The organism is Photorhabdus sp. RW14-46, assembly GCF_963887965.1.
Classification (GTDB): Bacteria; Pseudomonadota; Gammaproteobacteria; order Enterobacterales; family Enterobacteriaceae; genus Photorhabdus; species Photorhabdus laumondii.
The window spans coordinates 81,913-104,029 of the sequence record NZ_CAWPHH010000002.1 but is presented as its reverse complement, the minus strand read 5'-3'; the positions used below and the strand labels follow the sequence as shown (position 1 = coordinate 104,029).

General features: G+C 43.8%; 20 protein-coding genes and 1 tRNA gene. 15 read left to right on the top strand and 6 right to left on the bottom strand.

Translation table 11 applies throughout. The features are described 5' to 3' along the window. Nucleotides 1-272: 272 nt before the first annotated feature. The 4 genes from AACQ38_RS02255 to AACQ38_RS02240 are packed head-to-tail and all read left to right on the top strand — an operon-like array spanning nucleotide 273 to nucleotide 5,107. Nucleotides 273-1,487, top strand: a complete 1,215-nt coding sequence (locus tag AACQ38_RS02255; RefSeq protein ID WP_165577311.1) for a radical SAM protein — start codon at nucleotides 273-275, stop codon at nucleotides 1,485-1,487. After that, nucleotides 1,480-2,688 (top strand): ATP-grasp domain-containing protein, encoded by a 1,209-nt coding sequence (locus tag AACQ38_RS02250; protein WP_165577310.1) that lies wholly within the window; start codon nucleotides 1,480-1,482, stop codon nucleotides 2,686-2,688. Before AACQ38_RS02255 ends, AACQ38_RS02250 begins: the two co-directional genes overlap by 8 nt. A gap of 24 nt (nucleotides 2,689-2,712) precedes the next feature. Beyond that, nucleotides 2,713-3,924: an MFS transporter gene (locus tag AACQ38_RS02245; protein WP_113025974.1), complete on the top strand. Its 1,212-nt coding sequence runs from the start codon at nucleotides 2,713-2,715 to the stop codon at nucleotides 3,922-3,924. Between the two features lie 10 nt (nucleotides 3,925-3,934). Further along, nucleotides 3,935-5,107, top strand: coding sequence for a MalY/PatB family protein (locus tag AACQ38_RS02240; RefSeq protein ID WP_165577309.1), 1,173 nt, complete (start codon nucleotides 3,935-3,937; stop codon nucleotides 5,105-5,107). Between the two features lie 389 nt (nucleotides 5,108-5,496). Here the strand turns inward: AACQ38_RS02240 and AACQ38_RS02235 are convergent, their stop codons facing one another. Then, the gene (locus AACQ38_RS02235; protein ID WP_207631764.1) at nucleotides 5,497-5,724 is read right to left on the bottom strand and encodes a hypothetical protein; all 228 of its coding nucleotides are present in this window, start codon (nucleotides 5,722-5,724) and stop codon (nucleotides 5,497-5,499) included. 25 nt (nucleotides 5,725-5,749) lie between these two features. Next, entirely contained in the window at nucleotides 5,750-6,934 is a 1,185-nt protein-coding gene (locus AACQ38_RS02230) for an aminoacetone oxidase family FAD-binding enzyme (RefSeq protein ID WP_165577307.1), read from the bottom strand. 269 nt (nucleotides 6,935-7,203) lie between these two features. Here AACQ38_RS02230 and pitA point away from each other — a divergent pair, with 269 nt between their 5' ends. Then, entirely contained in the window at nucleotides 7,204-8,694 is a 1,491-nt protein-coding gene (gene pitA, locus AACQ38_RS02225; RefSeq protein WP_011144525.1) for an inorganic phosphate transporter PitA, read from the top strand. 54 nt (nucleotides 8,695-8,748) lie between these two features. On the opposite strand, the gene uspB is transcribed toward pitA, so the two are convergent. Beyond that, nucleotides 8,749-9,084 carry a universal stress protein UspB gene (gene uspB, locus AACQ38_RS02220; RefSeq protein WP_011144526.1) on the bottom strand — a complete coding sequence of 112 codons (336 nt, stop codon included), beginning with the start codon at nucleotides 9,082-9,084 and terminating at the stop codon, nucleotides 8,749-8,751. A gap of 589 nt (nucleotides 9,085-9,673) precedes the next feature. Between uspB and uspA the strand changes: the two genes are divergently transcribed. Both uspA and gdhA read left to right on the top strand, forming a co-directional pair. Then, nucleotides 9,674-10,105 carry a universal stress protein UspA gene (gene uspA, locus AACQ38_RS02215; protein ID WP_011144527.1) on the top strand — a complete coding sequence of 144 codons (432 nt, stop codon included), beginning with the start codon at nucleotides 9,674-9,676 and terminating at the stop codon, nucleotides 10,103-10,105. Between the two features lie 261 nt (nucleotides 10,106-10,366). Beyond that, nucleotides 10,367-11,710: an NADP-specific glutamate dehydrogenase gene (gene gdhA, locus AACQ38_RS02210; protein ID WP_109791244.1), complete on the top strand. Its 1,344-nt coding sequence runs from the start codon at nucleotides 10,367-10,369 to the stop codon at nucleotides 11,708-11,710. A gap of 37 nt (nucleotides 11,711-11,747) precedes the next feature. On the opposite strand, the gene rsmJ is transcribed toward gdhA, so the two are convergent. Both rsmJ and prlC read right to left on the bottom strand, forming a co-directional pair. Further along, nucleotides 11,748-12,491, bottom strand: a complete 744-nt coding sequence (rsmJ, locus tag AACQ38_RS02205; protein ID WP_011144529.1) for a 16S rRNA (guanine(1516)-N(2))-methyltransferase RsmJ — start codon at nucleotides 12,489-12,491, stop codon at nucleotides 11,748-11,750. Between the two features lie 6 nt (nucleotides 12,492-12,497). Further along, a complete protein-coding gene (gene prlC / locus AACQ38_RS02200; RefSeq protein WP_165577306.1) occupies nucleotides 12,498-14,540 on the bottom strand; it encodes an oligopeptidase A in 2,043 nt (680 codons plus the stop codon). 235 nt (nucleotides 14,541-14,775) lie between these two features. On the opposite strand from prlC, the gene AACQ38_RS02195 reads away from it, so the two are divergent. Together AACQ38_RS02195 and AACQ38_RS02190 are read left to right on the top strand one after the other, a co-directional pair. Further along, a tRNA-Sec gene (locus AACQ38_RS02195) sits at nucleotides 14,776-14,870 on the top strand. Nucleotides 14,871-15,274: 404 nt separating this feature from the next. Next, nucleotides 15,275-15,445, top strand: a complete 171-nt coding sequence (locus AACQ38_RS02190) for a hypothetical protein (protein WP_157852154.1) — start codon at nucleotides 15,275-15,277, stop codon at nucleotides 15,443-15,445. On the opposite strand, the gene AACQ38_RS02185 is transcribed toward AACQ38_RS02190, so the two are convergent. Next, on the bottom strand, nucleotides 15,424-16,194 hold the full coding sequence (locus AACQ38_RS02185; RefSeq protein ID WP_011144544.1) for an IclR family transcriptional regulator: 771 nt from the start codon (nucleotides 16,192-16,194) through the stop codon (nucleotides 15,424-15,426). The two genes, AACQ38_RS02190 and AACQ38_RS02185, sit on opposite strands and share 22 nt — an antisense overlap. Nucleotides 16,195-16,338: 144 nt before the next feature. Here AACQ38_RS02185 and AACQ38_RS02180 point away from each other — a divergent pair, with 144 nt between their 5' ends. Genes AACQ38_RS02180 through AACQ38_RS02155 form a run of 6 tightly spaced genes read left to right on the top strand, consistent with a single transcriptional unit; the run spans nucleotide 16,339 to nucleotide 22,071 of the window. After that, nucleotides 16,339-16,839 carry a hydroxyquinol 1,2-dioxygenase gene (locus tag AACQ38_RS02180; protein WP_165577305.1) on the top strand — a complete coding sequence of 167 codons (501 nt, stop codon included), beginning with the start codon at nucleotides 16,339-16,341 and terminating at the stop codon, nucleotides 16,837-16,839. A gap of 43 nt (nucleotides 16,840-16,882) precedes the next feature. Next, nucleotides 16,883-17,860: a hypothetical protein gene (locus AACQ38_RS02175; RefSeq protein ID WP_011144546.1), complete on the top strand. Its 978-nt coding sequence runs from the start codon at nucleotides 16,883-16,885 to the stop codon at nucleotides 17,858-17,860. A 19-nt stretch (nucleotides 17,861-17,879) separates the two neighbouring features. Next, on the top strand, nucleotides 17,880-19,349 hold the full coding sequence (locus AACQ38_RS02170) for an aldehyde dehydrogenase family protein (RefSeq protein ID WP_202926158.1): 1,470 nt from the start codon (nucleotides 17,880-17,882) through the stop codon (nucleotides 19,347-19,349). 21 nt (nucleotides 19,350-19,370) lie between these two features. Then, nucleotides 19,371-20,234, top strand: a complete 864-nt coding sequence (locus AACQ38_RS02165; protein WP_011144548.1) for a CoA transferase subunit A — start codon at nucleotides 19,371-19,373, stop codon at nucleotides 20,232-20,234. After that, complete coding sequence (locus AACQ38_RS02160) at nucleotides 20,231-21,010, top strand: CoA-transferase subunit beta (RefSeq protein WP_109791247.1); 780 nt, start codon at nucleotides 20,231-20,233, stop codon at nucleotides 21,008-21,010. The genes AACQ38_RS02165 and AACQ38_RS02160 overlap by 4 nt, the downstream gene beginning before the upstream one ends. Next, a complete protein-coding gene (locus AACQ38_RS02155) occupies nucleotides 21,007-22,071 on the top strand; it encodes a maleylacetate reductase (protein WP_011144550.1) in 1,065 nt (354 codons plus the stop codon). The genes AACQ38_RS02160 and AACQ38_RS02155 overlap by 4 nt, the downstream gene beginning before the upstream one ends. The last annotated feature ends 46 nt before the right edge of the window (nucleotides 22,072-22,117 follow it).

Sequence of the window (22,117 nt, the reverse complement as noted above, 5' to 3'; positions counted from 1 at the left end):
TTTTGTTTTTTATTATATTTTATTAAGATTATATCTTCTAGTGAAAATTTGCTATCAGTGAAGTGGTTTTTTCATTTTATTACTGTAATCTGAATTATCGCATCTGGTTTTTATTGAATTTGTGCCTCTCCAGTTTTTATACTATCATTTGTTCTGTCGTACTTCTCCGTTAAGTGACAAAAGTCTTTTTTCTTGGCTATCAAAAAACACTTGAAAATAACCATATCAATGTTAAGGTTTAATTTCAAACATTTCAGGCAAGGAAAATAAAAATGATAAATAAACCGATTGTCTATGATTTTCATGGTGATAAACCATTAAGTACACCTTTTACTGATATAAAGCCCCAAGACATTCATATTTATCTTGATGTTGATACTTATATTGGTAGCAAAACATGTGGACAAGCTTGTAAGCATTGTTGGTTTGTTAACTATGAACACGTTAAAAAGTTAAAGTTTAAAGATAATGAAGGAATAAATATTACTCGTTTTTTAAAATCAGAAGGTTATAAGGTCTATCCAAGATACACGGATAGCTTTGCTTATGATGGTGAGCTGATGCGACATTATGGTGTTGCGAGAGCTAGAACTTATTTTGAAGGTGATACATCATCTGGCGTTGCAATGGAGAGTGGAGAAGCTTGGACAAGTGGTCGGCCATTATTAGGTGAAAAATCAGAGTTTCTTTTAGATACGGCAAGAGATTATGGATACGGGACAATCACACTTACTTTTCACGGATTAATTAACGAAAAAGGAATAATTTCTGATAGACATGAATACCCAATAAAAGGGGTTTTTTATGGCACAGACCTTGAGCGTGTTTTAAAAATCATAAAGGATTACAACGAAAAAAATAGAGATATTTTTACTGGATTTAGAATAGGAATTGGTATCACTGTAGGGTCACACAACGTATCGAAAGAAATGCTTGAACGCTATCTAGATTATTTCAATAAAATAGGAATCGATACTCTGCGATTTAATAAATTCTTTGATCATGGAGAAAAACATCCTCACCTAGAGATAACTCATCAAATGTGTGCTGATTTTTATAAGAATATAAAATATTTTCATGAAAACAAATTATTAAATTTTCAATTAGGTGTGAGTGAGGACTTTGGTTCTTTCGGGATAGATGTTTTAGGATTACCGCCAGCTGTTGGTCATTGCCAGGCGGGCAAACAGCTTTTTGCCATTATTCCGTTAAAAAATAAAAAAAGTAGAGAAAAACATACAGATTATTTTTATGAAGAGATTGGCGATATTGTAGGATGTGTGAATATTTTTGAACCTAAAGTAGGAAACTTAACTAGAGTGACTAATGTTCACAATGAAACGATAACATATAAAGTCAATTTTTATCTTGATGAAATTAACGATCTTGTTAATAAAAGATTAAACGGTGTGTTAAAGAATGGGTGTTTTTCTCGTGAGCTAATGAATAACCTCTCTAGTAGATCGATAGAGATTAAAAATGTCTAATAGATTATTGGTAATAGAAAAAAACCCATCCGGTTCGATTGGGTTAAAAAAAGCAAAAGAGCTGGGCGCTTATATTATATTCATTGGATCAAGGAAGTACTATAATAAAGTATCTGATAATGATTTACTCTATATTGATGAATTCTTCGAAGCAGATACTAATGACGATGAACTTGTTATAAATATGGTTGAGTATATCAATGCTAAGAAAAAAATACAGGGTGTTATTACATTTATGGAGTTCTATGTTCCCCTTGTGGCTAAGGTAGCAGAAACATTAGGTCTTAAAGGAATAACATATGAAAATGCATTGAGAGCGAGAAACAAACACCTAATGAGAGAGTCTTTTAGGCAAAAAAATGTTCCTATCCCTAAATACGCTCTAATTTCGAATATTGACAGCGCAAAAATAGAAGCAGCCAAAATTGGGTATCCAAACATTATAAAACCTATTAACATGGCCGGAAGTCGAGGTGTTTTACGTAATGATAATGTCATCGAATTGGAAAGGAATTTCCGTGAAGTCTGTGAAATAACTCCTCCATTTGGAGTAAAAAAATCTTCTTTATTTTTGATAGAAGAATATCTAGAAGGACAAGAATACAGTATTGAATCTATTTCCTTTAATGGTGTTGTGAACATTGTCACAATTACTAAAAAATACGTATCAAGTAATGGTTATTTTGTTGAATTAGGGCATACATTGCCTGCTAATATACCATTACAACAAAAAATCGAAATAGAAAAAGTGGTAACTCAAGCCTTGTTCGCGTTAGGTATTTATAATGGGGGAGGACATACCGAGGTTAAGGTAACAAGTGATGGTGTCAAAGTCATTGAAGTAGGAGCTCGGTTAGGAGGAGATCATATTCCTGAATTAGTGGAAATGGCTACTGGTATTGATATGTGGAAAGCAGTTATCCAAGTTTCGTTAAATATTTCACCTGACTTGAGTAAGAAGTTCAGTAAATATGCCGCTATTTCTTATATCACAGCACCTTCTGGCATTGTTAAAAAGATAAATTACACAAAGAATGACTTTATCCATTTTGATGTTAACGTTGGAGAACATATTGAATCACTTAAAAATAGCTCTCAACGATTAGGGTATGCTATTGCGTGTGGCGTAACAGCGGAGCAAGCTGAATTTGGTAGTCACCACCTTAAAGAGAGTGTTATTATCGAAATAGAGTCAGAGTAACTCAATACGTATCTTGGTGAACCAATGGCATCTCTATTCAAATTATCTTTATTAAAACATTTACCTCCCCCAATTTTTATCATGTTACTGGGGACACTATTAACAAGAGCTGCCTATTTTATGGTTTGGCCTTTTTTAGCGATGATCCTGTATCGGCAGTTTAACATGTCAGCGACAGGGATTGGAGGATTATTGGCGCTGTCAAGTATCTTAGGCTCAGTGACAGGCATTTATACCGGATATTTATCTGATATTTTTTGCCGCAGAACAATAATGCTTATCGGGGTGATGATAAGCATTATTTCGTTCATCATGATGTCCTTCTCATCTTCACCTATCTTATATTTAATCGCTATATCCGGAATTAGTATTGGGCGTGCTCTGTTAGAAGCGTGTAGCAAAGCCTTAATTGGCGATTATATTGACTCTCCTAAAGAGAGAGAGTCAGTACAATACTATCGATATTATTTGGTCAATGTTGGCGCTGCAATTGGTCCTTATATTGGATTAGCTTCTGGCCTATCGGCACAGAGAGAAACTTTTCTAATTACAGCTATTGTTTATTTTGTTTATGGTATTATGTTGCGTGTCTTTTTATTATCTTCAAAAAAGGAAGAGAAAATAAAAAAAGTCAGCAATGACATTAGCTTTACAAAAACATTGAACATAATTATTTCTCACCGAACATTCTTGATACTTTTATTATGTAATGTTCTTGTTATGTTTGTTTATGCTAACTTTGATTCTACGCTTGTTCAATATTTATCTAGATCAAATATCAACAATGTTACCAATTTTATTGCTTTATTAGTTATTGTCAACTCATTGACAATTATCACTTTGCAAATCCCAACTTTAATTTTATTAAGAAATTTTACACCAAGAATAAAAATATTAATTGGTATCGTGTTAATTGCCATAGCTCAAATCATTTTTGCGTTCTCACCTATTAATACAGTTTATTATCTCTGTGTCGCAACTGTCATTCTGAGTTTTGGGGAAATAGTTGCCATACCTACGTTTAATGTCGAAGTTGATAGGCTCACTCCTCACCATTTAAGAGGAGCTTTTTTTGGTGCTTCCAATATGTCAAGTATCGGATCAGCTTTAGCACCTATTTACGGAGGGATCATGCTTGATTTATTTAATGCTACTCTACTGTTTTCATTATTATCCCTAATTAGCTTGATAACTCTATTGATTTATTATATTTTTTTAATCAAAAAAAATAATTAATGGTGGATGTATGAATTGCAATTTTGATGTTGTATTCGATCGTTCTGTTTTTTCATCCACTAAATGGACATACCCTCAAGACCCACTGTATACCGATAACAAGCCAACACCATTATGGGTAGCAGATATGGATTTTCAGTGTCCTCCTTCTGTCAGAAAAGCGCTTTTGAACATCATTGATTATGGCATCTTGGGTTACACTAATTGTAGCTTATCAACATTAAATGCGATTACAGACTGGCAAAAAAACAGGCATGACTGGACAATTGAACCTGATTGGATTGTTCAGAGCCCAGGTGTTGCTACTGCGATTGATATTATAATTAATGCACTTTCGGAGCCCGATGATTCTATCATTATAATGACACCTGTTTATGGGGCATTTTCGCGCTCTATACTCGCCAATCAACGCTCCGCAATAACAGTTCCTCTTCATAATATTACTGGTCGATATTTACTTGATTTTGATGAGCTAGAAAGAAGCATTACAGCAAAAACAAAAATGCTTATCCTCTGTAATCCCCATAATCCAATTGGTAAAATTTGGTCTATTGATGAGCTCAATATCATTGGTAATATCTGTTTAAAACATGAAATAATCATCATATCAGATGATATTCACCAAGATTTAATTTTCAATAACCGTTCGCAATACACACCTTTAGCAGCTCTGCACCCTTATTTTTCTGAGATATGTATTACGTGTACCTCACCAAGCAAAACCTTTAATCTAGCAGGGCTGCAAACATCTAATATTATTATTAAAAATAATAAGCTACGTGAAAGAGTAAAAGAAGAGTTTCTGCGATATGATATGTCCCGTCCCAACATGATAGGATTAGCTGCGTGTGAAGCAGCCTATAAAACAGGGCAGGAGTGGTTAGAAGCGCTTTTACTATATTTAAAGGGAAATTATAATTTATTACATACTATGCTGAATGGTGTTGAGGGTATTCGAGTGACTGAATCCGATGCATTATTTTTATCTTGGATAGACTTTCGGCAAACAAATATCAATTTAGATAGTTTGAATAATACATTAATTCAACAAGGAAAAGTTTGGTTAGATAATGGTGAAAAATTTGGTGCGGAAGGACATGGATTTGCGAGATTGAATTTTGCTTGTCCTAGAAAGATATTAGAATCTTCAATTAAAAATATGCTCCATATCTGTCATTTTTAGAATATTGCGTCAACTGACAGAGCTAAACCACTCAGGTCATAATTCCGGTAGTTAGAGCCGGATTAACGCAATAAGTGCAACGTGCGCCCCGTATATGTTTGAGTAGCCCGAGGAGAGATCTCACCCACAGGCTTTCATGCAACTGGACGTGAAGTAGAGTAGAGTGCCAGCGAGTTACCATTTGCTATGGCACTTTTCCGAATGTCCCCTATCCAAACCGGACATGAGACTTTCGAACTACCTGTAACGCCTTGATCGTCCGATGACTAACTGGTAACACCGTTGTCAGGCGTCTGGCTACAACAGATATCCTTGTTCTGTGCTTATTGGCCAGTGTTCCCTTCAAGGATGCCTTCATCACCCGATGAACACACCAAAGGCGATGTGCATCAAATCCGGTAGTACTGAACAAAACCTCTGTACTCCAACTGATATTGTGCAACGATGCTGTAATCATCATTGTGCAGACGTTCAGGTCGGTGTACAGGCTTACCCTTTCGCATGTATTTTCGGCATTGTTGTTTGATAACTTCATCAGGCACTTTTAACCGAACTGCATCGTTGATACAGCGTTGCTCTCGGTAATTTTGTTTAGCATTGGCATCCAGCGTTACCATTTCATTTATTGTCTCTCCACAACAGTCACAACGCCTGCGCACATGCCCAGGCGGAACTCCATGCCCACTGGAAGTTATAGCCACCAAGCCAGCCGGTGACGTCCACTACCTCACCAATAAAGTAGAGTCCTTTTACCTGATTAGCTTCCATCGTTTTAGATGAAAGCTGATGAGTATCAATACCGCCCATCGTCACTTCGGCGGTGCGATAGCCCTCTGTACCGTTGGGTTGTACCCGCCATGATTGGAGGTTTACAGCCAACTGTTTTTGCTGATTTGGGGTTAGTTGTTTAAGAGCAATATCTGGGATTTGGCCGAGCGTTTGCAGGCACTCTGTCAGCCGCTTTGGTAATAATTTTGCCAAAGTATTTTTTACGCTTTGGTTTGGATGAGAACTCCGCTCTTTCTCCAGAAGGGCTTCCAGATCACTATCTGGAAGTAAGTTAATACTTACAAACTCTCCTGATTGCCAGTAACTGGAAATTTGTAAGATTGCTGGACCAGAGAGTCCTCGGTGAGTAAACAGGATATTTTCTTTGAACAGAACGCCATTTTCGGCAGTGACAATGGCGGGAACGGACACACCAGAGAGCATATGAAGTTGCTCCAGTAGTGGTTTATGCAGAGTAAAAGGTACAAGGGCGGCGCGGGTTGGCAAGACTTTCATGCCGAACTGTTCTGCAATCCGATAACCAAAAGGCGTTGCTCCAAGACCAGGCATAGATAACCCACCGGAAGCAATGACAAGTGAGCGTGTACTTACTTCTTTTCCGTTAACGATGATAACAAAACCTTGCTCATTTTTTTCTACCTGGCTAACTTCGCTGCGCAGGCGAATAGTGACCTGACCGGCTTCACACTCTTTCAGTAACATGTCAACTATCTGTTGGGAGGAATCATCACAGAAAAGCTGCCCCAGTGTTTTTTCATGGTGAGCAATGCCATGACGCTGAACCAGTTCGATAAAATCCCATTGTGTATAACGGGCTAGAGCAGATTTGCAAAAATGGGGGTTAGTAGAAAGATAAGCTGATGGTTCTGTGTACATATTAGTGAAGTTGCAACGTCCACCACCGGACATTAAAATCTTACGCCCGGCTTTTTTACCGTTATCCAGAACAAGTATCCGTAAACCGAGCTGTCCAGCCTGAGCTGCACAGAACAAACCTGCTGCACCAGCACCAATAATCACCGCATCAAATTTTTCCACTGTTTTTCTCTTTATGACTAAATAATTTAGTGGGGAATATCCCCTAATATGTTGTATTTTTGATAAGTTTGTAGGGAAAAAGTCCTTTATAACTTAGAATTGTCAATTTTTTAAAAGATATGTAATTTAATGATATATAAGGAGTATTCCTATTTCTTATTGTTATCTAGTTGTCATGGAATCAAAAAAAGTTCATATTTCACTTCCCCCGCTAGCATTTGTCACTGATAATGCGCCGCGTTCATGTCCAACTAACTGGCTTAACGTTTATGCTACATCTTTTTACTGGCCTGGATTTTCACACCAGCCTAATGTTAGTACTGGCACTACTGTTTGTGCTATTTTATGAAGCCATTAATGGCTTTCATGATACCGCGAATGCGGTAGCAACAGTTATTTATACCCGTGCTATGCGAGCACAGTTCGCCGTTGTTATGGCTGGGGTATTTAACTTCTTTGGTGTTCTTCTTGGTGGATTAAGTGTCGCTTACGCGATTGTACATTTACTTCCAACCGATCTTCTTCTCAATGTCAGTTCTGCTCATGGCCTTGCTATGGTGTTTTCCATGTTGCTGGCTGCGATTGTCTGGAACCTTGGGACCTGGTATTTCGGTTTACCTGCATCCAGTTCTCATACCCTGATTGGTTCTATCATTGGTATCGGTTTGACCAATGCGATCGTAACCGGTTCTTCGGTGGTTGATGCGTTGAATGTGCCGAAGATGATACAGATTTTCCTGTCGTTGATCCTCTCTCCTTTAATCGGATTGATCATTGCGGGGGCAATCGTGTTTCTACTGCGCCGTTACTGGAGTAGCACCAAGAAACGTAAACGTATTCATCTGACTCCCGCTGAACGTGAAAAGAAGGATGGTAAGCGTAAACCTCCTTTCTGGACACGGACTGCGCTGATTTTATCTGCGGTAGGTGTAAGCTTCTCTCATGGGGCGAATGATGGTCAGAAAGGTATCGGTCTGATTATGCTGGTGCTAATTGGTGTAGCTCCAGCGGGATTTGTCGTAAACATGAATGCTAATGGTTATGACATTGCCCGTACCTACGATGCCATTACTCACTTGCAGCAATATTATCAGCAGCATGGCGCAGCGTTATCCCATGCAATTGAACTGACGCCATCGGTCGTTGTTGCGGAAGATGAACCGGAAGGGCGATTCCATTGTGATATTACGCGTGCTGTCGTTGTTCTTGACCAGACAGAAAGCCTATTAAAAGGCATTCAGAGCTACAGTGAGCTGAATGCTGAACAGCGTAACAATATGCGCCGCATGTTGATGTGTATTGCTGATACGGCTGAGTCTCTGGCTAAACTGCCGGAAACCCGTGCTGAAGACGCCCGTTTCCTGAATAAATTGCGGAAAGACTTATTACACACCGTTGAGTATGCACCAGTCTGGATCATCATTGCGGTAGCACTGGCTCTGTCTTTGGGGACACTGGTTGGTTGGAAACGTGTTGCAGTCACTATTGGTGAGAAGATTGGTAAAAAAGGTATGACCTACGCACAGGGTGTTTCAGCTCAGATGACTGCTGCTGTTTCAATCGGTGTGGCGAGTTATACCGGGATGCCAGTTTCAACTACACAGGTTCTTTCCTCTGCGGTAGCGGGGACGATGTTGGTTGATGGCGGTGGTGTTCAGGGTAAAACTATCCAGAATATCATGTTGGCTTGGATACTGACGCTGCCGGTTTCAATCGGGTTGTCTGGTACGCTTTACTGGTTCGCTTTGAAACTAATTTAATTGTTTTGATGAATAATTTGAAGGCGGTATGGGTTAACTATACCGCCTTTCTATTTAATACCAAATCAACATAGAAATCAGGCAAATAACAACTAATCCACTCAGTGAGCTGGTCAAAATAAATTGTTTTCTCAACCTTTCACAACGAAGAACAACTTCTGGATCATGATGATCAAGGTAACGTTGTGAATTGATATAGTTTACTAGCCGTATTTGCTTATTAAGTTGCCCATGTGTAGTGAAAAAGCCGTTACCGTCTACTGATTGATAAAGCAAGGGATCAGATTGACGAAGAATGGACAGCAATGCTCGTAGTGAAGAGAAGTAGCGCATCATATTGATAATGCAGACAAGACACAGTGCCCAAAACAGTGCGATTGTACTGAACATAATCCCCTCCTTAGAATGGTTAGCTAGAGCTGTCACAGAAAAGAAAAAATCAAAATTGCAGGTGGTGACACCTTTATATTTATTGTAGGAAAGATAGTCAGATAGTACAAAAAACCTGTTTTGTATCAGTTGGGACAAAACTGGTGGAAAAACGTCATAAACACTCATCTAGTCAGTTCTATCCAACCATGCAATCCCAGAGAGACCGGTTAGTTGTTCGCGTAAATCTATTGAGCTTCAAGGAAGGCTATAAATTCAGAGTAGGATTTTGTTATCCATCAAGTAGCAGGAAGAGCAATTGTGGTATATGTTGTTTGTTTGGTGGATGTTCTTTGCTCAGTCGTTAAATATGATGGGCTGTGATCGAAACAATTTTGAAGAACATTCTCAGTAGTAATATACCCTATGGATTTCAAGATGCTTCGCGACGGCAAGGGAGCGAATCCTCGGGAGCATAGATAACTATGAGACCGGGGTGAGTGAGTGCAGCCAACAAAGAGGCAACTTGAAAGATGACGGGTATAAACACAGGATAGTGGCAATTTGCCCTGCCAACTCACTAACTCGGCATTATGGAAGGAGTTCGCTTATGGCTTACAAACATATTCTTGTTGCGGTTGATTTATCCCCGGAAAGTCAGGTTTTGGTGAGAAAAGCTGTTTCTATGGCTAAACCGGACAATGCCAAAGTTTCCCTGATCCATGTTGATGTTAACTATTCCGATCTCTACACCGGTTTGATTGATGTTAATCTCGGTGATATGCAGCAACGTATTTCTGAGGAGACCCGCAGTGCGCTGAAAGCTCTCTCGGCAGATTCAGCCTATGACATTCAGGAAACCCTGAGTGGTAGCGGTGATCTGGGGCAAGTACTCGTTGATGCAATTAAGAAATATGGCATAGATATGGTTGTTTGCGGTCATCATCAGGATTTCTGGAGCAAATTGATGTCTTCTGCTCGTCAGTTAATTAACACGGTGCATGTTGATATGCTGATTGTTCCTCTGCGTGATGATGAATGACAACAGATTGAAAAGTTATTCGATAAAATCGCCTGCTTATGCAGGCGTTTTTTTGGGTGAAATGGAGTGTTGTTTAGTTTATGCCCGGTGCAATCAAGAAATTTTTTTTACCTTTCTGCAAAAAAACTTCTTGAAAGATGAATATAGAACAGTGATATATTCAAAGGGCAAACACAACTTACCTCACATTTTCGACAAAAATAATTATTAGAAAATGGCTGGGGTGCTATTACAACCGAAGTAGAAATAAGGAATAACTAAATGAGCTGTTTACTATCTTTGTCTTCATTTCTTGGATCGATTCAACGCAGGGATGAATATCAACCAGAATATCTCCAGGCTGTTCGGGAAGTATTCACCTCTCTTTGGCCGTTTCTTGAACAAAACCCGAAATACCGTGAATACAGCTTACTGGAGCGTATGGTGGAGCCAGAAAGGGTTATCCAGTTCCGGGTTTGTTGGGTAGATGATCAAGGTAAAGTTCAGGTAAACCGTGCATGGCGAGTGCAGTTCAACTCAGCTATTGGGCCATATAAAGGTGGTATGCGTTTTCATCCATCGGTGAACCTCTCTATTCTGAAATTCTTGGGCTTTGAACAAACCTTGAAAAATGCACTGACAACTTTACCAATGGGTGGTGGTAAAGGCGGTTCAGATTTTGATCCTAAAGGAAAAAGTCAGGGCGAGGTTATGCGTTTTTGTCAGGCATTAATGACAGAATTGTACCGTCATTTGGGGCCAGATACTGATGTTCCCGCAGGTGATATTGGTGTGGGTGGCCGTGAAGTGGCTTTCATGTCAGGGATGATGAAAAAGCTTTCTAACAACACGGCTTGTGTATTTACCGGCAAAGGTCTCTCTTTTGGCGGTAGTTTGATTCGCCCGGAAGCAACCGGTTATGGTCTGGTCTATTTCGTCAATGCCATGTTGAAACGTCATGGCATGGGGTTTGAAGGTATGCGCGTATCGGTTTCCGGTGCTGGTAATGTCGCGCAATATACGATTGAAAAATGCATGGCATTGGGAGCGAAAGTGGTCACCGCTTCGGATTCCGGCGGTACCTTAGTTGATGAGGATGGGTTCACACCAGAGAAACTGACTCATCTTGAAGAGATAAAAAACCAACGCTATGGCCGAGTGGAAGAATATGCCAGAGAGCGGGGTCTGACTTTCTTGAAAGGGTTACAACCGTGGTCTGTACCGGTTGATATCGCTTTGCCATGTGCCACCCAGAATGAGCTGGATTTGGATGCGGCTAAGGTCCTTATCAAGAATGGTGTTAAAGCTGTTGCTGAAGGGGCGAATATGCCAGCAACTATTTCAGCGACGGAAGCCTTTATTGAAGCAGGTGTGCTATTTGCACCAGGTAAAGCAGCCAATGCGGGTGGCGTGGCAACATCTGGTCTGGAAATGGCACAAAATGCGGCCCGTTTAGGCTGGAAGGCTGAAAAAGTGGATGCACGTTTGCATCACATCATGCTAGATATTCACCACGCTTGTGTTGAGTATGGTGGCGAGGGCAAACAGATCAATTATGTTCAGGGGGCGAATATCGCTGGATTTGTGAAAGTTGCCGACGCTATGCTTGCTCAAGGTATTCTGTAGGTTAAAAGATATCAGCCGCAATATACGGCTGATTTTTTTAACAAGGGTAAATGTCAAAACGGTGGTTTTTCGTGGTGATAGCTGCTGATGCAGCGACTCCAGCTAAGGGTTCTGCATAATCAGGCCGCTTTACCACGACGCGGCGTTTTGCCAAAACGCGTGCAGGGGATAGCAAACTATCAGCATCTTCATCAGCGCCAACCAGAGATTGGAACACTCGCATCTCTTTTTTCACCAGTGCACTTTTCTGCTTATGTGGATACATAGGATCAAGATAAACGACATCGGGCTGTGGCGTAATATCGGCCAGCGCTGTAATGCTGGAGGCATGGAGCAGTGTCATGCGTTGTTGCAACCAGCCACCAATTTCTTCATCCTGATAACCGCGTTGCAGCCCATCATCCAGCAATGCTGCGACCACCGGATGGCGTTCCAGCATTCTTACATGACAACCTAATGATGCCAGTACAAAGGCATCTCGCCCTAGACCTGCGGTAGCATCCACGATTGTTGGCAGATAATCTTTTTTGATCCCTATGGCCTTAGCGACTGCTTCGCCGCGTCCGCCGCCAAAGCGGCGGCGATGTGCCATTGTACCTGATACAAAATCGACATAGATGCCACCTAGCTTTGGTTCATCCCGTTTGCGAAGTTCAAGGTGCTGAGGAGTAAGGACCAACGCCATAATAGCGTTTTCGTCATGCACCAACCCCCAGCGCTCCGCGAGTTGAGATAAGGCGCTGTTATCAGCGCCTTGTTCACAGATTAAACAGATTCCCACCTTAAATTACCCTTTAATACCGGCCTTGCGCAGCATTGCATCCAGTTTTGGTTCACGGCCACGGAAGCGTTTGAACAGCTCCATTGGCTCTTCGGAACCACCACGGGACAAAATGTTATCAAGGAAAGATTGTCCGGTTTCGCGGTTAAAAATGCCTTCTTCCTCGAAGCGAGAGTAAGCATCGGCTGCCAACACATCAGCCCACAGATAACTGTAGTAGCCAGCAGCATAACCGCCAGAGAAGATGTGGGTGAATGAGTGTGGGAAACGGCCCCATTCAGGTGAAGGCACTACCGAGACCAATTTCTTCACTTCCTTTAAGGTCTTCATGGTTTGAGCGCCTTTCTTTGGATCGTAGTTAACATGCAGACGGAAATCGAACTGACCAAACTCAAGTTGACGTAAGATCCGCATAGCAGCTTGATAGTTTTTGGCTGCTAACAGATTATCCAGCAGGGCTTGTGGTAGAGGTTCTTTAGTCTCGTAGTGACCAGAGATGAATGCCAGTGCTTCTGGCTCCCAGCACCAGTTTTCCATGAATTGGCTTGGCATTTCGACCGCATCCCACGGTACACCATTGGTACCGGAGACACCGGCAGTTTCAATCTGAGTCAGCATCAGGTGTAGACAGTGACCAAACTCGTGGAACAGCGTATTGACTTCATTGTGGGTGAATAGCGCGGGTTTATTACCAACAGGTTTGTTGAAATTGCAATTCAGATAAGCGACAGGTTTTTGCAGTTCGCCGTTGGAACGACGCATTTTGCTGATACACTCATCCATCCAAGCGCCACCACGTTTATTCTCGCGTGCGTACAGATCCATATAGAAGCTACCGCGCAGCTCATTGGTGTCATCGTACAGATCAAAGAAACGGACATCCGTATGCCAGGTTTCTACATCATGGCGTTCTTTGGCAGTAATACCATAGATACGGCGAACAACTTCGAATAATCCTTCAACAGCCTTTTGTTCAGGGAAATAAGGACGTAACTGCTCATCATTGATAGAGAACTCGTACTGTTTTTGTTTTTCGCCATAGTAAGTCATATCCCAAGCTTCTAGCTTGTGGGCACAATGATGCCATTTAGCAAAACCTTTTAACTCATCTACTTCTTCTTCGCCCTGTGGATGCGCGCGTTTTGTCAAATCATTCAGAAAATCCAACACTTCCTTAGGGGTTTTTGCCATCTTGGTTGCAAGGGATTGTTCAGCATAATTTTTGAAACCAAGCAATTGAGCCTGTTCGTGACGCAGCGCAAGGATTTCGGCGATTACTTCGCTGTTATCCCATTTACCTGCATTTGGGCCTTGATCGGATGCGCGGGTATTGTAGGCGTGGTAAATTTCCCGACGCAGTTCACGGTTATCTGCATAAGTGATAACTGGCTGGTAGCTTGGTGCTTCTAAAGTCAGTAGCCAGCCTTTTTGACCTTTAGCTTCTGCTTGAGCTTTAGCGGCGGCAATCGCGCTTTCAGGCAGACCAGACAGATCTTTCACATTAGTAATTAATTTGGTCCAGCCCATAGTGGCATCGAGCACATTATTGTTGAATTGCGAACTTAAATCTGACAAACGTGCGCTAATCTCGCCATAACGTTTCTGCTTCTCTTCGGGCAGACCAATACCGGATAGTTTAAAATCACGCAGTGCATTTTCGACAACTTTGCGTTGAGGCACAGAGAGCTTCTCAAACTCAGCACTTTCACGTAATGACTTATACGCTTGATATAATCCCTTGTGCTGACCTAACCAGGTACTGAATTCGGACAGTAATGGCAAACTTTCTTCATAGACGGCGCGTAATTCTGGGCTGTTTTTAACCGAATTCAGATGATTGACAGGTGACCATGCACGGGACTGTTTATCACCTGCTTCGGCCAGTGGTTGACACAGATTATCCCAGGTAAAAACGGTATTCTCGGCCAATATTTTTTCGACGGTTTGGCGATAATTGGCAATGACTTCCTTTACAGCCGGAACAACATGTTCTGGTTTAATAGAAGAAAATTTTGGTAAACCTGATGGAACGAGTAACGGGTTAGTCATATAAAGCGTCCTTTTATGTGTTGGATACATTGCTGAGCGGAGCAACGCTGTATCGTAATGGGTATCGGCTAATAAGATGTAGGTAAAATTCGACAAACTCAACGCGAATGTTGAGCTTATGAACAATAAAATTTAATGCTTTTTAGGAAATTGAGAATGATTTCAGCAAACGGATTCAGAAGCCAGATAATATGCGCTATGATGAGTTGCTTTTCATAATTCTTAGTATTCATATGGAAGATCATCGTCCCCGGTGGGGCGGCTGGACTTCAAATCCAGATGGGGCCGCCAGCGGTCTCTGGCAGGTTCGACTCCTGTGATCTTCCGCCATCCGTACTCGTCCCAGAAAAAGTCATCAAAATTAGTATGGTCACCCTCGTCTAAATGAACTTAAATGGGCGCTGCGGTCAGGGGGGATCTGGATCAAAGGTTCCCGGAGTTACAAAAATTTTGACGATTATCTCATTAGTTACTGCTTCCTGTGGTTGCTGATTATGACGAATTGATGTGGCACAGTATTAGTCGTGACTTGCTCTGTTTGGGCATTGAGGCAACCCGAGCGACCATTTCATCATTAGAAATAAGAAACAACACGTTTCTTTAAGACAATTCAAAACAAATTACATTTTGCTTGTTCTGCGGAAACTTTTTCATTTTGAGAGAACCTTTAAATACTTCCCTTGATCGCGAAAGTAAAATATAAACAATGTTGTTCCTGACAAGGTGATCTCGTCATGATGACTCGCTCTGCATTGAAAAAAGACAAACAGGTCCCTGAATACCCTCGCCGAAAAATTGATGAACTGGGCGATCCGTTGCTTGCGCTGGATCTTGCATATTCAGCAGCACTGATGTCAGTGCTGCATCTCTGGCGAAGGTATGGTCACACAGGCAGACGGTCATAGATACATTTGGCGGCCTGACGCAGGCTGGGCAGAATTTTTTCCAGCAATACGGATTCGGATGTGCGTGTTGGCTGTGTGGATACATTAATGGCTGCAATAACCTGATCACGTTGATTCATAATGGGAACCGCGATGGATCTTAAGCCCAGTTCAAGCTCCTGATTGACTATCGCATATCCTTGGGCCTGCACCTGTGTCAGAATCCCCAGTAATGCATTACGTTCTACCAACGTATGGGGAGTGTAGCGTTCCAGTATATAGTTTGCCAGAAAGGCTTGCTGCTCCTCAGGTGTTTTATAGGCTAATAAAACGCGTCCCATAGAGGTGGCAACAGCAGGCAGGCGTGTACCAATTCCCAGATTGACTGACATAATATGATGTGTCATATATCTGGCTACATAGACGATTTCAGAACCATCTAAGACTGAAACCGAGCAGGATTCCCCGGTTTCGTTACTGACCTGTTCAATAAACGGTTGAACAATGTTCACGATTGGCTGTGATGCTAAATAGGAATACCCCAGTTGCAGCACTTTTGGCGACAGCCAAAAAAGTTTCCCGTCACTCTCTGTATACCCCAACACGCTGAGTGTAAATAAAAAGCGTCGGGCAGTTGCCCTGCTCAGCCCGGAAAGCTTGGCCACCTCACTTAAAGACAGCTTATTTGCTGCTCGATTAAAGACCTGGATCACAGAAAGACCACGTGCCAGTGACGTAACGAACTCTTTTGACTCTTCAGGTATTGACATTTTATTAACACGTTTCCAATATCTAATTGGTGTTCGCATGGTGATTTTTTTGTTCTCTATGCGAACACGGAGTGACTTGATGATATAAAAATAAAATCCATTTCAAGGTCTCAATCCATACTTTCGTTAAGGAGATAAAACATCATGTTAGTGCAATATAAAACAGCATTCGCATCAATCGATAATTATCACAAAGGTGGGATCCAAGCGCTGGTTGAAGATCCCAAACGTTACGTTTTTTCCAACATGTATGAAATCGCGGCAACCAGTGCATCCTACGACCGTATCGTTGCTGCGATCAATTTAGACTATACCATCGAGATCGCTCGTGCCGAAGGGACATCGCCCTGGTTTGCCTGTGCGCACGACGAATTTGTGGTTGCTATGGATTATGATGTTGAGGTGCATTTTGTCAAGCTGACTGATGAATCGGTCATTGATGAAGATAAAGATGGCGCTGTTAAGCTGAATGGCACTCCCGATGGGCAAAAAATGGGATGTATCTACCTCAAACGTGGGCACCAGGCCCTCCTGCCTGAAAAAGTGGCTTATCGCTTCCATGCTGATAAGCCTGCAACTCTGATGATTCAGTCAATTCTCGGTGATGTCTCAGTCCAGAAATGGGCTGATATCTGCCTGAATTAATTGAATTTGATGGTTTTTCCCAGCATAACTGAGGGCTGAAAAAATGAATACGAATTTAAAATGTACAATAGATAATACCGAAACGGGCTATCAAACTTTTACCGCTGGCCATTTTACGTTTGATCGCTGCGAGTACTTCGCCTACATCAGTTGCCCGACAGGGGAACATATGATACCGATCGATGACTACCTCAAAGCTTTGATGCGTGATATTGCCTGGGGATTTTTTTATGGCACTGTTGCGTTTGATGATGTACTGGGCACGACTAATCATTACGGTAACGTCGATTTGTACATGGGGTCATTCCATAAAGAATGGACCCGTGCTGGCCGTGATTATAAAGAGAATTTCAAATCTGACGAGCTAATGGCGATTTTCAAAGCCATGATTTCTGACTGGACCAACACCGGGTTTGATCCCTTCGCTGCACCGCAGGAAACGGGAGTGGCGTGGGGACGCAAAAATGGCAATGAAGATCGTTTAATCGGGCGTAAACGTGAAGTGGCTAAACGCATGGTGGGCATTCCGGGTGATGCGCCGCTGCGTTCAGATGATAATGGTCATCCGGTTAACCGGGCTTTCATGGATGTAAATCAGGAGCAGCCCGTCGTGAAAGCTGAACCAGGCTTTGAAGGTGAACTGCATGCGTTCAACCTGTTTGGTTATCTCTCCCGTTCGGATATGACCTGGAATCCGTCAGTGGTTTCCGTGGTGCGTCAGAGTCTGTTTTGCCCGACTACCGAAGAGTTTATTCTTCCTATTGACCACGGTAATGACCGTGCCGAATGGTTCATCCAGTTGTCTGATGAAATTGCCTGGGATATCAAGGATGGCAAGAGCAGCAGCCCACTGGCGAAAGTCACCATGCGTGCCGGGGATATTGCTGCCATGCCAGGAGATATTCGCCATCAGGGAATGTCGCCCAAGCGCTCCATGTTACTGGTGTGGGAAAATGGTTCGCCTGAAATCATGGACATGATCAAGGATGGTACCATTCCGATGGTTCCGGTGACATTCTAATCAGGGTGAGGATATACCCATGCGTATACAGAACAAAATGCTGATAAACGGTGACTGGATAGATGCGTCCGACGGTCAGACTATTGAAGTCATGAATCCTCATGATGGCTCACTTATTACCCGGGTTGCTGAAGCAAAAGAGGCCGATGTGGATTGTGCAGTGGCTGCTGCAAAAGCCGCCTACCCCGCTTGGGGTAGGTTGCAGGCATCTGAAAGAGGGGCTTTGTTGCTGAAACTGGCTGATAAAATTGAAGAACATGCAGCAGAACTCGCTCAACTGGAAACTATGGATACAGGACATCCGATCCGCGATACGCTGAATATAGATGTTCCCCGCACGGCATACTGTTTCCGCTATTTTGGTGGAATGGCAGATAAACTTGAAGGCAGCGTAATTCCGGTAGAAGAAGGTTTTCTGAACTATACCACACGTGAGCCCATTGGCGTGGTGGGTCAAATCGTCCCCTGGAACTTCCCTTTGATGTTTACCAGTTGGAAGATGGCACCAGCTCTTGCTGCCGGTAACACGATTGTGATCAAGCCTTCGGAAATCACGCCTCTGAGTACGCTGCGTATTGCTGAACTGATGATGGAAGTGGGCTTTCCTCCTGGCGTGATTAACGTGGTGGTGGGATATGGGAATAGTGCCGGAGCGAGATTGTCGGAGCATGAAGATGTGGGCAAAATTGCTTTTACCGGATCGACAACGACCGGGCAGAGCATTGTTGCCGCCTCAGCGGGTAACCTGAAGAAAGTACAGTTGGAGTTGGGCGGCAAAGGGGCCAATATCATTTTTGAAGATGCCGATCTGACCAAAGCCGTTGGCGGCAGTGCTTGGGCCATCTTTCATAATCAGGGGCAGGCGTGTATTGCCGGATCGCGCATTATCCTACATGAAAGTATTGCTGATGCTTTTCTGGAGAAGTTCCTAACGCTGGCCGGTTCCATCCGTCTGGGCGATCCTTTGTTACCGGAGACGGAAATGGGGCCGGTGACCTCTTTGCAACACAGGGAGCGCGTGTTGGCTTACTGCGACGTTGCCCGTTCACAAGGGTGTGAGATCCTGCTGGGCGGTAAGCCGCCAGCGGATCCCGCTCTTGCCAATGGCTGTTACATTGAACCAACCGTCGTCAGGGCGAAATATTCCGATCGCATTGCACAGGAGGAGGTGTTCGGCCCCTTTGTGACGGTTATTACCTTCAAGAATGATGAAGAAGCGCTGGCGATTGCCAACAGCACCGAATATGGGCTGGGTTCAGGGCTATGGACCAAAGACATCAGCCGTGCTCACAGGTTTGCCCGTGATATGCATGCTGGCATGGTGTGGATCAATTGCTACAAGCGCGTCAACCCGGCCAGTCCGTTTGGTGGCGTGGGGCGTTCAGGCTATGGTCGTGAGATGGGGTTTGAAGTGATGCGTGAATATACTCAGGTGAAATCTGTGTGGGTCAATGTTGATGCAAAAATCCCGCCTTTTTACCAGAGATAAATTCGCATCAGGGGGAACGCTATGACAAAAATAATAGCACTGAAACAGGCTGTCTGCGAACTGGTACAGGACGGTAATATCCTTGCGCTGGAAGGATTTACTCACCTGATCCCCTTTGCTGCGGGACATGAGATTATCCGGCAACGCAAAAAAGATCTGACATTGATCCGCATGACGCCGGATGTGATTTACGACCAGCTTATTGGCATGGGGTGTGCCAGAAAGATAATTTTCTCCTGGGGCGGAAACCCCGGAGTGGGATCGCTGCACCGTTTGCGCGATGCGGTGGAAAAGGGCTGGCCTCATACGCTAGAGATCGAAGAGCATGCCCATGCAGATATGGCCAATGCCTATGATGCGGGAGCGGCAAATCTGCCGTTTGCCGTCCTGCGTGGCTATCTCGGCTCTGATATTCCCAAATACACGACGACGATTAAACAGATAAATTGTCCGTTTACGGGGCAGAGGCTGGCAGCAGTACCCGCGATCCGTCCTGATGTCACGATAATTCATGCCCAACAGGCTGATAGAAAGGGCAATGTTCTGTTATGGGGCATCATTGGGGTACAGAAAGAGGCCGTACTGGCGGCCCAAAAAGTCATCGTGACGGTGGAAGAAGTGGTTGACGTCCTCAAGCCCGCGATGAACCAGGTAGTACTTCCCGGATGGGTGATTGACGCGATCTGCGTGATCCCCGGCGGGGCGTTTCCTTCATATGCGCAGGGTTACTATAAGCGTAACAATGCGTTCTACCAGAACTGGGACAGCATTGCTCGTGACCGCCAAACGTTCAGCGACTGGATGGAGAAACACGTACTAGGGACGGCAGATTTCGCTGCCTTCAAACTGAGCTTGGAGAAAGAGCAAAAAGGAGAGGTAGCGTGAGCAATACCTATACATCTTCTGAAATGATGACGGTTTGTGCTTCCCGGATGCTCAAAGAGGGTCAGGTGTGTTTTGTGGGGATCGGTATGCCCAGCGCAGCGGCCAATCTGGCTCGCCTGACCCGCACGCCCGATATTGTCCTGATCTATGAATCCGGCACCATCGGCACGAAACCTGACGTTCTGCCTCTGTCCATCGGTGATGGGGAACTGGCAGAAACGGCTGATGTGGTGGTTTCGGTGCCTGAGATGTTTCGTTACTGGCTACAGGGTGAACACATCGATGTTGGTTTTCTCGGAGCCGCTCAGATTGATAAATACGCCAATATCAACACCACGGTGATTGGCGATTATCACTCGCCGACAGTCCGTTTGCCCGGCGCGGGCGGTGCACCGGAAATCAGCACTAACTGCAAGGAAGTATTGATCATTCTGAAGCAAAACAGCCGTTCTTTTGTTGAACACATGGATTTCATCACCTCACCAGGTTACCTGCAAGGCGGAGATTCGCGTGAAAAGCTTGACCTGACCAATGGAGGGCCTCGGGCTGTCATTACCGATTTGGGGATTCTGGAGCCTGATCCGGTGACCAAAGAGCTGGTTATGACTTACCTTCACCCCGGCGTCACGACAGAACAGGTTCTGGAGAATACTGGTTGGCCGTTGCGGATAGCCTCAGTATTAAACACGACGCAACCGCCCACAGAACAGGAACTGAAAGTATTACGGGATCTCAATGAGCGTACAGAGCGTGCGCATACAGAAGTGGCATCATGATGAATTTTATTTACCAAGCTTTGCCCGGCAGAGTTATCTTCGGTGCCGGTAAAATCGCTGAAACAAAAGCGGAGGCGCAATTGCTGGGGATCACTCGGGCTCTGGTGATCTCAACGCCACAGCAGCTTAATCTGGCAACTGATGTGCAGTCGATATTAGGCGATATTGCTGCTGGTATTTATGATAAAGCCGTCATGCACGTCCCGGCAGAAACAGTAGCGGATGTCATGCGCGTTGTGGACGAGTTGCGCGTTGACGGTTGCGTGGCAATTGGTGGCGGCTCGACAGTCGGATTGGCGAAGGCGATAGCCCTGCAAACCGCACTACCGATTCTGACGATCCCTACGACTTATGCTGGCTCAGAAATGACGCCGGTCTGGGGTATAACCCGGGACGGGATTAAAACCACCGGGCGCGATGTGAATGTATTGCCAAAGACCGTGATTTATGATCCTCAATTGACCCTCAGCCTGCCAGCTTTTATCTCCGGTCCCAGCGGCATGAATGCGATTGCCCACTGTGTGGAAGGATTGTATTCACAGAATCACAATCCGATCACATCCATGATGGCGGAAGAAGGGATCAGGGCATTGCGCTTAAGCCTGCCTGAAGTTGTGATACGCCCAGAAGATATCAATGCACGTGCGCAGGCATTGTATGGAGCATGGCTGTCCGGCAGCGTACTGGGTTCTGTAGGGATGGCTATTCACCACAAGCTCTGCCATACGCTGGGAGGAAGTTTCAATCTGCCGCATGCGCAAGTCCATACCGTGATTATTCCTCAGGCAACCGGGTTCAACCAGACGTATGCCCCGCAGGCAATGCAGGCCATAGGGCGTGCGCTGGGGGTAAAAGCGCAGGATGCAGCCGCTGGATTGTATGATCTGGCAAAAGCAATTGGTGCGCCCGTGGCACTGAAAGATATCGGGATGCAGGAAAAAGATCTGGATAAAGCAGCGAAGATTGCCACAACTGATCCTTATTATAATCCGCGTCCGGTTGACTGTATGGCAGTCAGGGAATTATTAGAAAAAGCGTTCTGGGGGATTCGCCCAGAATAAAGCCAATTACTGCGGCACTTATTTCTGTCAGAAAGAAATCTTCATT

What these genes read in the sequence shown, in the direction of transcription:
- AACQ38_RS02255 (WP_165577311.1), top strand. Translation starts at nt 273, where the DNA reads ATGATAAATAAACCGATTGTCTATGATTTTCATGGTGATAAACCATTA.
- AACQ38_RS02250 (WP_165577310.1), top strand. Translation starts at nt 1,480, where the DNA reads ATGTCTAATAGATTATTGGTAATAGAAAAAAACCCATCCGGTTCGATT.
- AACQ38_RS02245 (WP_113025974.1), top strand. Translation starts at nt 2,713, where the DNA reads ATGGCATCTCTATTCAAATTATCTTTATTAAAACATTTACCTCCCCCA.
- AACQ38_RS02240 (WP_165577309.1), top strand. Translation starts at nt 3,935, where the DNA reads ATGAATTGCAATTTTGATGTTGTATTCGATCGTTCTGTTTTTTCATCC.
- AACQ38_RS02235 (WP_207631764.1), bottom strand. Translation starts at nt 5,724, where the DNA reads ATGGTAACGCTGGATGCCAATGCTAAACAAAATTACCGAGAGCAACGC.
- pitA (WP_011144525.1), top strand. Translation starts at nt 7,204, where the DNA reads ATGCTACATCTTTTTACTGGCCTGGATTTTCACACCAGCCTAATGTTA.
- uspB (WP_011144526.1), bottom strand. Translation starts at nt 9,084, where the DNA reads ATGTTCAGTACAATCGCACTGTTTTGGGCACTGTGTCTTGTCTGCATT.
- uspA (WP_011144527.1), top strand. Translation starts at nt 9,674, where the DNA reads ATGGCTTACAAACATATTCTTGTTGCGGTTGATTTATCCCCGGAAAGT.
- gdhA (WP_109791244.1), top strand. Translation starts at nt 10,367, where the DNA reads ATGAGCTGTTTACTATCTTTGTCTTCATTTCTTGGATCGATTCAACGC.
- prlC (WP_165577306.1), bottom strand. Translation starts at nt 14,540, where the DNA reads ATGACTAACCCGTTACTCGTTCCATCAGGTTTACCAAAATTTTCTTCT.
- AACQ38_RS02190 (WP_157852154.1), top strand. Translation starts at nt 15,275, where the DNA reads ATGATGACTCGCTCTGCATTGAAAAAAGACAAACAGGTCCCTGAATAC.
- AACQ38_RS02185 (WP_011144544.1), bottom strand. Translation starts at nt 16,194, where the DNA reads ATGTCAATACCTGAAGAGTCAAAAGAGTTCGTTACGTCACTGGCACGT.
- AACQ38_RS02180 (WP_165577305.1), top strand. Translation starts at nt 16,339, where the DNA reads ATGTTAGTGCAATATAAAACAGCATTCGCATCAATCGATAATTATCAC.
- AACQ38_RS02175 (WP_011144546.1), top strand. Translation starts at nt 16,883, where the DNA reads ATGAATACGAATTTAAAATGTACAATAGATAATACCGAAACGGGCTAT.
- AACQ38_RS02170 (WP_202926158.1), top strand. Translation starts at nt 17,880, where the DNA reads ATGCGTATACAGAACAAAATGCTGATAAACGGTGACTGGATAGATGCG.
- AACQ38_RS02165 (WP_011144548.1), top strand. Translation starts at nt 19,371, where the DNA reads ATGACAAAAATAATAGCACTGAAACAGGCTGTCTGCGAACTGGTACAG.
- AACQ38_RS02155 (WP_011144550.1), top strand. Translation starts at nt 21,007, where the DNA reads ATGATGAATTTTATTTACCAAGCTTTGCCCGGCAGAGTTATCTTCGGT.